The sequence below is a fragment of the Kitasatospora sp. cg17-2 genome (assembly GCF_054031055.1).
The window spans coordinates 363,556-376,597 of sequence record NZ_CM132923.1 but is presented as its reverse complement, the minus strand read 5'-3'; the positions used below and the strand labels follow the sequence as shown (position 1 = coordinate 376,597).

General features: G+C 71.6%; 8 protein-coding genes. 7 read left to right on the top strand and 1 reads right to left on the bottom strand.

Going from position 1 to position 13,042, the window contains the following annotated elements:
• Positions 1–5: 5 nt before the first annotated feature.
• From ACW14Y_RS01460 to ACW14Y_RS01435, 6 genes are all read left to right on the top strand, one after another.
• Entirely contained in the window at positions 6–2,222 is a 2,217-nt protein-coding gene (locus tag ACW14Y_RS01460; protein WP_456985591.1) for an NPCBM/NEW2 domain-containing protein, read from the top strand.
• A 570-nt stretch (positions 2,223–2,792) separates the two neighbouring features.
• Complete coding sequence (locus ACW14Y_RS01455; RefSeq protein ID WP_456985590.1) at positions 2,793–4,112, top strand: ABC transporter substrate-binding protein; 1,320 nt, start codon at positions 2,793–2,795, stop codon at positions 4,110–4,112.
• Positions 4,113–4,177: 65 nt separating this feature from the next.
• Positions 4,178–5,095 carry a carbohydrate ABC transporter permease gene (locus tag ACW14Y_RS01450; RefSeq protein WP_456985589.1) on the top strand — a complete coding sequence of 306 codons (918 nt, stop codon included), beginning with the start codon at positions 4,178–4,180 and terminating at the stop codon, positions 5,093–5,095.
• Entirely contained in the window at positions 5,092–5,970 is an 879-nt protein-coding gene (locus tag ACW14Y_RS01445; protein ID WP_380309817.1) for a carbohydrate ABC transporter permease, read from the top strand. The genes ACW14Y_RS01450 and ACW14Y_RS01445 overlap by 4 nt, the downstream gene beginning before the upstream one ends.
• A gap of 61 nt (positions 5,971–6,031) precedes the next feature.
• The gene (locus tag ACW14Y_RS01440) at positions 6,032–7,795 is read left to right on the top strand and encodes a glycoside hydrolase family 36 protein (protein ID WP_380394302.1); all 1,764 of its coding nucleotides are present in this window, start codon (positions 6,032–6,034) and stop codon (positions 7,793–7,795) included.
• A 70-nt stretch (positions 7,796–7,865) separates the two neighbouring features.
• The gene (locus tag ACW14Y_RS01435; RefSeq protein ID WP_380443868.1) at positions 7,866–8,888 is read left to right on the top strand and encodes a LacI family DNA-binding transcriptional regulator; all 1,023 of its coding nucleotides are present in this window, start codon (positions 7,866–7,868) and stop codon (positions 8,886–8,888) included.
• A 167-nt stretch (positions 8,889–9,055) separates the two neighbouring features.
• On the opposite strand, the gene ACW14Y_RS01430 is transcribed toward ACW14Y_RS01435, so the two are convergent.
• Positions 9,056–12,475, bottom strand: a complete 3,420-nt coding sequence (locus ACW14Y_RS01430; protein WP_456985588.1) for an outer membrane protein assembly factor BamB family protein — start codon at positions 12,473–12,475, stop codon at positions 9,056–9,058.
• Positions 12,476–12,658: 183 nt separating this feature from the next.
• Here ACW14Y_RS01430 and ACW14Y_RS01425 point away from each other — a divergent pair, with 183 nt between their 5' ends.
• Positions 12,659–12,829 (top strand): hypothetical protein, encoded by a 171-nt coding sequence (locus ACW14Y_RS01425; RefSeq protein ID WP_456985587.1) that lies wholly within the window; start codon positions 12,659–12,661, stop codon positions 12,827–12,829.
• Positions 12,830–13,042: the final 213 nt, after the last annotated feature.

Here is a 13,042-nt window from a genome sequence, read left to right as displayed (position 1 = left end):
AGGTCATGCGCAGACGCGCACTCGTCCTGGCCACGGCCGTAGCCACCCTGGCCTGGTCCCCGGCGCTCACGGCGCCCGCGACCGCGGCCACCACCACCGTCCAACTGAGCGGCCTGTACTGGCAGTCCAACTCGCAGGGCTACAGCTACACGCACCTGAACCGGAACATCGACAACGGCCCGCTGATCGTCGGCGGCACCAAGTACCTGACGGGCCTGGGCGCCCACTCCGACTTCGAGACGGTCTACGACGTGGCCGGAGCGGCGACGCGCTTCCAGTCGGTGGTCGGCCTCAGCACCCAGGCCGGGGTGACCGCCGGCACCGTGGTCTTCCAGGTCTTCAAGGACGGCACCAAGGTCTTCGACAGCGGTGTGCTGAACCGCAGTTCGGCCGCCAGGAGTGTCGACGTCGACCTCACCGGCGCGCAGAAGCTGAGGCTGGTCGTCACCGACGCGGGTGACGGCAACACCTCCGACGAGGCGAACTGGGCGGACGCCCGGCTGACCGTCACCCAGGGCGCGCCGCTGCCCGCCGCGAACGCGCCGGTCGGCGACATCGGGGACCCCGCGAACCCCAAGGGCGACCCGTACGACTCGACGGTGAACCACTACCCCGAGCGCCCGTACGTGCGGGACTACACCCGGACGCCGTTCACCAAGATGTTCCTGGCGGAGAAGGACGCGACCGATCCGTCGCACAAGTCCAAGGTGTACCGGACCTTCGCCCAGGCGCTGGACGACATCAGGAAGCTCGACAACCTGATGCTCGGGGCCGACAAGATCGTCTACCTGGTCGGCTGGCAGTACGAGGGCCACGACTCCAAGTACCCGGCCTGGGCGGCGGTGAACGAGGACCTCAAGCGGCCCGAGGACGCCACCGCGCTGGAGAGCCTGCGCTGGCTGATGAGGGAGGCGAAGAAGTACCACACCACCGTCAGCCTGCACGTCAACATGTTCGACGCCTACCAGGACAGCCCGCTGTGGGACGCCTACCTCGCCGACGACATCGTCGCCAAGGACACCGCGGGCAACCCGATCCCCGGCAAGGTGTGGTCAGGGCAGACCAGTTACGCCATCTCCTACCGGCAGGAATGGCTGAAGGGCCGCTCGAAGACCCGGATCGATGCTCTGCTGGCGATGGTCCCGGAGCTGCGGCAGGCCGGCACCCTGCACATCGACGCGTTCCACCAGGTCGACCCCAACCGCCTCAACCAGGTGATCAGCCCGTACCTGGGCTTCACCCGGGAGCAGGAGACCGCGGCCCAGCGCACCGTTCTGCGGTACTGGCGCTCCCAGGGGGTCGACGTCACCACCGAGTTCGACCGGAGCAGCAACTACAAGCCCGACGCCCATCTCGGTCTGGAGCCGGCCAGCTGGCACAGCTCCCTGACCGGCAACGCGCCCTACCTGCGCTCCACCACCCCGCTCGGCGGCGCCGAGAACCACCTCAAGCAGCAGGACTGGAACGGCGTCGAGCAGGACGCCGTCCGGGCGTTCCCGCAGTGGTTCTACAGGAACAGCACGAGCCGGGAGGTCGGCACCGAGGGCCACGGCACCGCCGACGACACCTTCTTCCCCGCCCTCTGGCAGGACAGGCTGATCGCCGCCTACAGCACCAACGGGTATGCCTCCAAGACCTGGACGCTGCCGCCGGGCTGGACCGGGGTCACCAGTGTCGGGCTGTACGACGTCACCGCCGAGGGCCCGGTGTGGGTGCGGAACCTGCCCGTGACCAACGGCACCGTCGCCTTCGGCCTGGGGGCCGGCAAGGGCGCGGCCCTGATGCCCGCGGTGGCGGCGGGCAGCAGTGCGCCGGTCGGGCGGACCGTCTCCCTGAAGGCCGCGTCCAACGGCAAGCAGGTCGCGGCGCACACCGATCTCACCGACAGCCCGCTGCAGGCGACCAGTGCGACCGTGGGTGACACCGAGAAGTTCGACGTCGTCGACGCGGGCGGCGGCCTGGTGGCGCTGAAGGCCCGCTCCACCGGCAAGTACGCGGTGGCCTGGGCCAACCGGGCCGGGAACCCGCTGCTGGCGAACTCCACCGCCGTCGGCGACTGGGAGAAGTTCCGCTGGGTGGACCTCGGCAACGGCAAGGCGGCCCTCCAGGCCCTCTCCAGCGGCCGGTACGTGACCGTCCGCGGTGACGAGCCGGACGCCGCGCTCAGGGTGAGCGGCTGGTCGGTCGGCAACTGGGAGCAGTTCACCTGGAGTGCCGCGTAACGGCACCGGCGGGGCCGCTGCGCCTCGCGGGCGGAGGCGGGCGGAGGCGGGCGGAGGCGGGCGGAGGCGGGTGCGGAGGGTGGCCTCCGCGCCCGTTCCGGTGGCCGAGGGTGAACGTAGGTAGTGGCCCGCATTGACTACGCACCGCCGAGGTCGGTGTGCTGGAGGGACCGCGGCAGGGCCCGTGGTACCGGGAACCCCGCAGGTGGCGGCAGGCTCGACAGCCGCGCCCGGCGTTCCCGCCGCGCGGGCCGAGCCAGGCCGTCCGGTCGTCCGGTCGTCCGTCCGGTCGTCCGGGCCTCGTTGCCGATGCGCGGTGTCCCGTCGGCACTGCCCGAAGTACGCCAGGCCCCTTGCCGCGCATGTCGCCGGCGGGGGGCCTGCTGTCGTTGCCCCGGCAAGAAAGGTCGCAATCTTGCATCGATGGATTGCAAGGTCATTGCATCCTTGCGTCATAGACGTTTAGTGTTCAGCTCCATCAGGGACGCGTCCGGTAAGGCCCGCGCTCTGGCAGGGAGTTCGTGGTTCCGTTGAGAGGGGTTGGTTGTGGTGGGTGTGTCGCGTCGGGGTGTGCTGAGATCGGCAGCCGGTGTGGTCGCAGGTGTGGTGGTGCTGTCGGTGGTGACGGGCTGTGCGTCCTCCTCGTCGGAGGCGGGGGCCGGGGCCGACGGCGGGAAGACGGTGACGGTGTGGACGTGGACCGGGCCCGGTAAGGAGCTGCAGGCCGCGGTGCCGGGCTTCGAGGCGGCGAACCCCGGGATCAAGGTGAAGATCGAGGACGTCGGCAATCCGGCGATCTGGGACAAGATCACGACGGGTATGGCGGCGGGGGGCGCGGGTCTGCCGGACGTGATGAACATCGGGGTGGACTACATGCCGAGCTACCTGGAGAAGTTCAAGGACGGCCTGCAGGACCTGGGCGCACTGGGCGCGGGCGACCTGGCGAAGGACTTCTCGGACGCCGCCTGGGCGTCCGGCGGCGACGCGGACGGCAAGGTGTTCGGGGTCCCGTTCGAGGAGTACACCTCGGTCCTGATGTTCCGCCGGGACCTCTTCGAGGCGGCGGGCGTGAACGTCGACGAGGTGAAGACCTGGGACCAGCTGATCGCGGCCGGCGTCAAGGTCAAGGAGAAGTCGGGGGTGCCGCTGCTGGCCCTGGACGAGTCGGCCACGGTGACGGACTCGGCGAACCTGTGGCAGTTCCTGGAGATCCTCCAGGGCGGCTTCTACTTCGACGGCCAGGGCCGGGTGGCGATGAACGACGCCAAGGGCGTCCGCGCACTCGACCTGATCAAGCAGATGCACGACAAGGGCCTGATCGCGGACGTGCCGGGCGACATCGGCAAGGTGTTCGCGGCGTTCGCGGAGTCGAAGGTGGCGGCGATCCCGGCCGCGTCCTGGGTGCCGGGCGCCCTGCCGGAGAAGGCGCCGGCCCTGTCGGGCAAGGTCGGCATCGCGCCGCTCCCGGCGGTCGACACCGGCGGGGCGCGGTCGGGGCTGGTCGGCTCCTCCTACCTGACCCTCGCCAAGGCCGGGAAGAACAAGGACGCCGCGTTCAAGTTCGTGAAGTACGCGATGACCGACCTCAACGCGCAGCAGGCGATGTTCGCGGCCGGCGGGCTGTTCCCGGCGAACCGGCCCATGCAGCGCTCCGAGGGCTTCGTCAAGGCCGTCGACTACTACGGCGGCCAGGCCCCGAACGAGCTGATCGTCTCCCTGCTGGCCACCTCCAAGGGCCGCTCCAACTACTCCTCCGACTACCCGAAGGCACTGCGCGCGTACACGGCCGCGCAGACCCAGGTCCTGCTGAAGGGCGCCACGCCCAAGGACGCCCTCGACAAGGCCGCCGCCCAGGTCGCCCAGCAGACCGGCCGCAACCCCGCAAAGTGACCGATCGGCCCGGGTCGGGCGGCGAGCCGTCCGGCCCGGGCCCCGGTGAGTTCATCGGAGTACCCATGTCCAACCACGCACCGCGGACGGCCACCCGTGCCAGGTCCAGGCCCGGGCCCGAGCGCCGGCCCCGCCTCGGCGAACGCCAGGCACCGTACGTCTTCCTCCTCCCGATGGCCCTGCTGTTCCTCGCCTTCAAGCTCTACCCCTTCGGGTACTCGGCCTGGCTCTCCTTCACCACCGGGAGCGAGGAGACCTACGTCGGACTCGACAACTACACCCGGCTGTTCGGCGACGAGCTCTTCTACCAGGCCCTGCGCAACACCGCGTTCTTCGTAGCGGTCCAGGTCCCGGTGATGCTGCTGCTCGCCCTGGTGCTCGCGGTCGCCCTCAACTCGGCGCTGCTGCGCGTGCGCCGCACGCTGCGGCTGGTGTTCTTCCTGCCCATCGTGATGGGCCTGGTGGCGTACGGCATCCTGTTCGGGGCGCTGTTCGCCAACGACTTCGGGACCGTCAACGCCCTGCTCGCGGACCTCGGCCTGCCCCGGGTCAACTGGCTCGGCGACCCGCTGACCGCCCGCTTCTCCGTCGTCCTGGCGATGCTCTGGCACTACACCGGCTACTTCTCGGTCATCTTCCTCGCCCAGCTCCAGTCGATACCCGACGAGCTCTACGACGCCGCGGCCACCGACGGCGCCGGGGCCTGGCAGAAGTTCCGGCACGTGACCCTGCCGGGCCTGCGGCCCGCCATCGTGCTCACCACGGTCATGGCCACCGCCGGCACCCTGCAGTTGTTCGACGAGCCGTACGTGCTCACCAACGGCGGTCCGGACGGGGCCACCACCACGATCGGTCTGTACATGTACCTCAACGGTTTCACGTATTTCGACTTCGGCTACGCCTCGGCCATCGGCTGGGTGCTGACCGCGATCATCGCGGTGATCGCGCTGGTCCAGGTCAAGGTCCTGGGGCGGGAACGGTGAGCGCCGCCCGCCGCCGCGCCGCGGCCCGCCCGTCCCCGCGGCCCCGCGCCGCCGGTCCGCTCGACCCGCGCGCGCTCGCCCTGACGATCACCGTGGCCGCGGCCGCCCTGCTGTTCGTGTTCCCGTTCTACTGGCTCGTCGTCGCCATGACGCACAGCACGACCGAGATCTTCTCCAGCAACCCGCCGCTGCTGCCCGGCGAGCACCTGGGCGAGAACGTCTCCCACCTGTTCGGCGAGGCCGGTTTCGGCCGGGCGGTCCTCAACTCCGTGCTGGCCGCGGGGATCTACACCCTGGTCGGCGGCGTGGTGTGCACCCTGGCCGGCTACGCCTTCGCGACGTACCGGTTCCGCGGCGCGGGCCTGGCGTTCACGCTGGTCATGGTGATGCTCGCGGTGCCGTTCAACCTCACCGTGGTGCCGCTGTTCAAGATCATGGTCAAGGCGGACCTGCTCAACACGATGGCAGGCCTGGTCCTGCCCAACCTCGCCCTGCCGTTCGGGATCTTCCTGATGCGGCAGACCCTCCAGGGCTTCCCGCGCGAGCTGGTGGAGTCCGGACGCCTGGACGGGGTGGGCGAGTTCGGCATCCTGCGGCGGATCGTCCTGCCCGCGATGCGGCCCTCCCTGGCGGCGCTCGCGATCTACCTCTTCCTCGCCTCGTGGAACGACTTCCTCTGGCCGCTGGTCCTGCTGCGCACCTCGGACGCCTACACCATCCCGGTGTCGCTGGCGAGCCTGCACGGCCTGATCGACACCGACTACGGCCAGCTCCTGTCCGGCACCGCGATCTCCGCGCTCCCGGCCGCCGGCCTGTTCCTCTTCCTCCAGCGGCACTTCATCGCCGGCATGCTCGCCGGTGCTGTGAAGCAGTGACCGCACCCGGAACCGCAGCACCCGACACGACCGCTCCCGAAACGAAAGCAGAGAGACCACCATGCTTCAGGAATCCGTTGCCGACCAGGTGACCGTGTGGTCCGAGAGCCCGTACGGAATCCGACTGGCCGTCACCGAATCGGCGGCCGTGGCCGGGATCCGGGACGACGGCCCGGTCCGGGTCGTGGAGTTCGAGGCGGGGGCGGACGGTCCGCTGCTCGTCACCCTCCAGGTGCCGCTCGCCGACGCGGTGGGCTTCTGGAACGCGAACTCCCGCTACCACCGCACCGTCCTGCCGGACTGGATGTGCAAGGACGTCACCAGCCTGGTCAACTCGGCGCCGGTCGGCTGCCTCTACGACAACGCCGGGCGCAGCCTGCTGGCCTTCGGCCTCGGCGAGTTGGTGGAGGAGGTGCGGATGCGGTTCGGCGTCTCCGAGGAGGAGAAGGCCTTCGTCGTCCATCTCACCCTGTTGCGTGCCACCGCCGGGCAGCGGGTGCGCCTGGCGCTTGCCGCCCCCGGCGGCGACTACACCGGGGCGATCGGCGCGGTCCGCGGCTGGTTCGGCGACCTGGTCGAGGTCCCGTCGATGCCCGTCCCGCGGTTCGCCACCGAGCCGGTCTACTCGACCTGGTACTCCTTCGGCCAGGACGTGGATGCGGCGGGACTGGAGGAGGAGGGCGCCCACGCGGCCGCCCTCGGCCTCAAGTCGCTCTTCGTCGACGACGGTTGGCAGCGCTACGGCCACGGCCGAGGCTACGCGGGCTGCGGCGACTGGGTGCCGGACGAGGAGAAGTTCCCGGACTTCCGCGCGCACGTGGAGCGGCTGCACGCGCTCGGCCTGAAGGTGGTGCTCTGGGTGGCCCCGCTGCTGCTCGGGCCCAAGGCCGACTGCTTCGAGGAATTCGCCCATCTCGCACCCGAGTTCAAGGGCGTCCTGGCCACCAACGTCGTCGACCCCCGGCTGCCGGAGGCCCGTCGGTTCCTGGTGGAGGCGTGTGTCCGGCTGGTCCGGGACTACGGCGTGGACGGGCTGAAGATCGACTTCCTGGACGAGGCGATGGTCTACAAGGCGGCGCCGTCCACCGGCGACATCGCCGACGTGGGCGTGGCCATGCAGACCTGGATGGGCGACCTGGTCACGGCCCTCGCCGAGCTGGGCCGGCCGGACGCCCTGATCGAGTTCCGCCAGCCCTACGTCAGCCCGTCGATCGCCCCCTACGGCAACGTGCTGCGGGCCAACGACTGCCCGGCCGACGCGATCTCCAACCGCGCCTCGATCGTCGACGCCCGCCTGCTGGCGGCGGACCGGGTGGTGCACTCCGACATGATGATGTGGGACCCGTCGGGCGAGCCCCATGTGGCCTCGCGCCAGCTGCTGAACGCCTTCTTCAGCGTGCCGCAGATCTCGGTCCGGCTCGCGAGCCTGCCCGAACCGCACCGCAGGGTACTGGAGTTCGTGCTCGCCCAGTGGGAGAGCGTGAAGAGTGTGGCCCTGCGGGGCGAGCTGCGGGCCGGCCTGCCGGTCGAGAACTACCCGTGGATCGCGGCCCGCAGCGACGAGGGCGTCCGGGTCGTCGGCGTCTACGGGGCGGGGTCCGTGCCGGTCGGGGCGGACGACACCGAGCTGCTGCTGCTGAACGGCACCGCGCAGGACCACCTGGTGCTCGACTTCGGCTGGACCTCGACCGGTCTAGGGACGCTCGACATCGAGGTGTTCGGACCGGACGGCACGACCGTGCGGGACGGGACGGGGATCCGGCCGAGCGGACTGTTCCGGCTGCCGGTGCCCCGCTGCGGGATCGCGCGGGTCCGGCGGTCCTGAGCAGGTGCGAACAGGGGCGGTGCCGTCCGGAGCGACGGCACCGCCCTCCGGAGACCAGGGGGTGTCGGACGTGGCGGAGCGACGGGCGGCGGAGCGGATCGGCTTGTCCGAGGTGGCGCGGCTGGCGCGGGTCAGCGAGGCGACGGTCAGCCGGGTGATCAACCGGAAGTCCGGCGTCTCCACCCGGACCAGGGAAGCGGTCGAGCGGGCGATGACCGCGCTCAACGTCTCCCGCCGGACCGAGGGCGAACTGGTGCTGGTCGTCGTGCCGGAGCTGGCCAACGACGTGTTCACCCGACTGGCCGAGCGGATCGAGGCCGAGCTGTCGCCGTTCGGCCTCCACATCGTGCTCTCCCTGGCGGTGCCCGGCAGCGCCAGGGAGAGGATCTTCGTCGAGTCCACGGTGGGCGCCGGCATCGTCGGCGCGGTGTTCCTCTCGGCGAGCAACACGATGGCCCGGGCGGACCACACGGCCCAGCGGATGCTCACCGAGCGCCGGGTGCCCTTCGTCAACGTCAACGGCGGGGCGGGGGGCGCCGCCGCACCCACGTACTCGACGGACGACCGGCGGGCGGCCGAGCTGGCGGTGGACCACCTGCACGCCCTGGGCCACCGGCGGATCGCCATGCTCGCCGGCCCGGCGGGCAACCTCCTGGCGGACCGCAGAGCGGACGGGTTCCGTGCCGCGCTGCGCAAGCACGGTCTGGACGGTGAGCGTCCGCTGTTGGCGCGGCAGCTGTTCACGGTGGACGGCGGGCGTAGCGGGGGAGCGGATCTGATCGCCGGCGGGGCGACCGCGATCGTCGCGGCGAGCGACCGGATGGCCCTCGGAGCGGCGTCCGCCGCCTCCCGGCGCGGCCTGTCGGTGCCGCGCGACCTGTCGGTCGTCGGGTACGACGACTCGCCGTTCCTGGACCTCACCGCGCCGCCGTTGACCACGGTGCGGCAGCCGACGGAGACCCTGGGTCGGCACGCCGCGCAGGCGCTGCAGCTGATGATCAGCGGCCGGGCGGTGCCCGGGGGAGAGGTGTTGATCGATCCGGAGCTGCGGATCCGCGGCTCGACGGCGGCGTGTCCCGCAGGCGGCGGATAGCGGCCGAACGACCCTCCCCGAAAGGCCGGAGGCCCCGGGCGCCAGGGTGCGGCGCCCGGGGCTTCCGTCTGTGCGGGCCCGCCCTGGTCTCCGTGTGTGCGGGCCCGCCCTGGGTCTCCGTGCGGGCCCGCCCGGTGCGGGGAGGGGCGGGCCCGCACGGGGGACGGTCAGCGGCGCCCGGGGGTCCGCTCCCGGCGGGCGGCCAGCGCGTGCACGGTGCCGTTGTCGGTGAGGGCCAGGAGCCAGTCACCGCTGACGGCGAACGCCGAGGTCAGGCTCGCCCCGAGACGGTACTCGGCGGCGGGCTTCCCGCTGACCCGGTCCAGGACGATCAGCCGGCCGTCCCGGGTGCCCACGTATACCGAGCTCTCGGTGACCAGCGCCTGCCCGGTGGGCGAGCCCGCCCCGGCCGTGCAGCCCATGGCGACGCGGACCTTGTCGTCCAGCGGGCTGCGGCCGGGCAGATAGCCGACCGGGGTCTCCCACAGCGGCTTCGACGGATCCGCCGCCGCGGTGTCGAAGGCCCGGACGAGGCCGTCCCGGCCGGCGACGTAGGCGACGGTGCCGCGGATCGCGGCACCCGTCAGCGGCGCCTTGCCGGGCTCGCACACGCCCTCACCGAGCTTCGCCTGCCAGAGCACCGCCCCGGTCGCGGGGTCGTGGCCGCGCACCCCGTCGGCCGTGACCGTCACCAGCTGCGGGGAGCCGGTGGCCGGCGCGGTCAGGGCGGGGGAGGAGTGGGTGTCGATCCCGCCGGCGGTGTCCTTGACCCACAGCTGGCGGCAGCCGGCCAGGTCGACGGCCACCACCGTCGCGCCCGAGTCCGTCTGCAGGTACGCGGTGTCCGTCCCGGGGAGCCGGACAGCGGTGCTGTGGAACTGCCCCCAGTTGGTGGCGCCGGTGAAGCCGCCGAGGACCTCACCGGTCCGGGCGTCGCGGCACTGGATCCGGTTCCAGTCCTGGTAGACGGCGACGGTGCGGGCGCCGCCGGTCAGCGGGAAGACGCTCACCGGACCGCCGGCCCGGCCGTAGCGGCGAACGGTCGCCCCGTGCTGCTCCTCCAGCTCGACGGCCTGCCAGGCGACGGTGCCGTCGGCGGCGTTGAGGGCGTAGATCCGGCCGACGGCGGTGGTCAGGTAGACCTTGCCGTCGTTCAGGGTCGGAGCCGACTCGACGTCGCCGTCCACGTACGTCCGCCAGAGCTCGCGGCCGGTGGAGAGCCGGTACGCCAGCACCAGGTGGTGCGGGGAGTCGAACGCCCGGGAGGTGACGATGGCCGTGTCACCGGTGATGACGGCGCCGTTGAGGTTGAACTGCTCGCCGGTGTTGGCCGTCCAGCGCACGTCGAGGGTCTTGCCCGGGTCGTCGCCGCTCGTGGAGCGGCCGGTCTCGTCGCCGCCCTGCCGCAGCCAGTCCCGGCCGCGGACGGGGTCGGCAAGCTGCTGCTCAGGGACGACGGTGAAGGTGTTGCGCACGGCGGGCCAGGCCCGGCCGCGGGTGTCCGTCACGGTCAGCTCGGCGGTGTAGTCGCCGGGCGGCAGCTTGCCGACCTGGTCGACGCCGAAGGTCCAGGACACCCGGGCCTTCGGGCACGGCTCGGTCCGGCCGTCCGGGGCCCGGTAGCAGTTCTGGGTGCCGGTGCGGCCGGGGGAGCCGCCGAAGCCGATCCGCTCGCGTCGGCGCACCTCCGTGCCGTGGGCGTCCCGCACGGTCAGCGCGGCGGTGTCGGGGGTACGGCCGGCGTCCTCGGTGTAGAGCTCGACCGGGACGGGTCCGCCGTCGCCGTAGACGCCGCCCTGGGCCGGGGTGACCAGCGTGACCACGTCCTTGACGTCGAACTGGCGGTGGATGCCCGTCACATAGCCGGTGTCCTCGTTGGCCGCGGTCCTCGGCCGGTCGGTGATGCCGGCGAAGTCCAGGACCTTGAAGTCCGGGTGCGAGCCGTCGATGCCGTAGGTGCCCTGGTTGTTGACCTCGACGGAGCGGGCGAACGCGCCCCGGCGGAACTCCGCCTGCTGGTCGTGCCCGGCGGCGAACATCCGCACGTCGTAGCGGGCGAGTTCGTCGACGGTCGGCTGCATCCCGGCGCCCGGGCCCCAGCGGGTGAACAGCGAGCGGTGGGCGAACACCAGCACCTGCTTGCCGACGGCGTGCCGCCGCAGGTCCTCGCGCAGCCAGTCCAGCTGCGGCCTGAGGCCGGCGGAGTCGTAGTTGTCCTCCAGGACGACGATGTGCCGGCCGTCGCGGTCGAAGCTGTACCACTCGGGGCCGAGGTTGCGGCGCCAGTACTCCAGGCTGCCCGGGTAGCCGGTGGAGCCGGCCGGGGCGCCGAAGTCGTGGTTGCCCATCACCGGGTAGAAGGGCATCCCGAGCCTGCCGTCGGTCAGGCCCCGGCGCAGGATGTCGTAGCCGCCCTGCCGGCGCGGGTCGGCCGCGTAGTCGGTCACCGTGAGGTCGCCGGTCGAGATCGCCATGGTGGCGCCGTCGACCCGGGACATCGAATCCACCTGGCCGGTCCACTGCGGCAGGGTCTTCGCGGCCTTGTCGTCGGCGGTGTTGCTGGCCTCCGGGTCGGAGACCAGCAGCCACTTCTCGGTGGGGTTCGCCGCGTTGCGGTCCGGGACGAGGGCGAAGTCCAGACCGGTGTGCGGACCCTGGCCCGGGGGCACCTGCTGGAAGAACCTCGGGACGAAGTCCTCGCGCAGCACCGGGGTGTACCCGTTGGGGGAGACCACGCTGACGAGATCGGTCTCCCGGCGGGCCGGGTCGACCGCCAGGGTGTAGGTGCCGTCGGCGCCGGTGGTGGTCCACAGCGCGCCGTCGGTGACGTCGACCCCGGGCATCGGGGCCTCGCCGGCGTCCCGGCGGCCGTTGCCGTTGCGGTCGGCGAACACCGTGCCGGAGACGGTGACGGTGACGGTGGCTGTGGTGGCGGTGGTGGTGGTGGCCGCCGCGGTCGTGCCGGTGGCGGCGGGCAGCGCGGTGGCGAGTTGCGGGGCCAGACAGGACAGTGACACGACGGCCACCGTGACCGCCCGGCCGCGGCCGCGGCCGTGACGGTGGGGGCGATGGCGGGGGCGCAGGGTGAACAGCAGGACCGGGGTCAGGACGCCGACCGTCCCGAGGAGGGCGATGGCGGCCCACGGGGCGCCCGGCCGGGCGGGCGAACCGGCGGCGGACACCACCGGGTTCTGCGCGGTGGCCTCGGTGACACTGCCGTCGAGCTCGACGACGACCCGGGTGAGTTCGCCCTGCCGGAGCAGGGCGGTGAGGTCGAGCCGCTCGACCCGGCAGCTCCAGGCGAGCTCGACGACGACGCCCTCGGCGACACCGCCGGCGTCACCCGCGGTGCCGGTGCCGGTGCCCGGGCAGCCGGGGTTCAGCAGCCCGGTCGCCCAGGCTCCGGCCTGCTCGGGCGCGACCAGGTCGTGATGGACCGTCAGATGGCCGCTGGTGCGGCCGTCCTGGGTGGTGAGGACGAGTTCGGCGTTGCGCGGCGAGATGTGCGCCGCGGCGGGCTGCGCACAGCCCAGGACGAGGAGGAACAGTGCCAGGCAGGCGCCCGCTGTTCGTCGGAGGAGTCTCATGGGCAGGGAAGCTAGCTTGTCTGTACAACTCCGGTGCAAGGTCTGGAGCGAGTTTTCACCGGACGCTCGACCGGAGTTCATCGCGGCCGTTCGCGATCGTCGTCGGAAATCCCGGCAGACCTCGTCCGACCTGCGATTTCTCCTGCTTCGGCGGGGTCGCTCGGGTGGTCACTGGGAGTGCCCATGCTGCATCTTTGCGTTGCTGTTTCACAATTGAAGCGCAATCTTGCAAGCAGTGTTCTTCATCGCTTTGCCGTTGAAGGGCTGTTCGGTGCGGCGGGGGAAGGTGTCGCGATCCGGGGGCGGGTCACCCGCGCGGGAGGTGTGCTCACGAGTGGCTCATTGATCGAATGATCAATGATGGATTGATTGTGCAGAATTTCGACCGAACGGGTTGACCGGGTTCGGGATCGGGCCCAGGATGCCCGTCGGGCCGAGGTGTCCGGCGGGGCGGGTCGTAGGAGCACGCCGGTCTGCTTCACCGCAGGGGAAGCCGCCCTCGGAGACGTTCGCCGCATCCGATTCGGAGGCCGCTGTGCCTGCTTCACATCCACTGCGCTCGGCAAG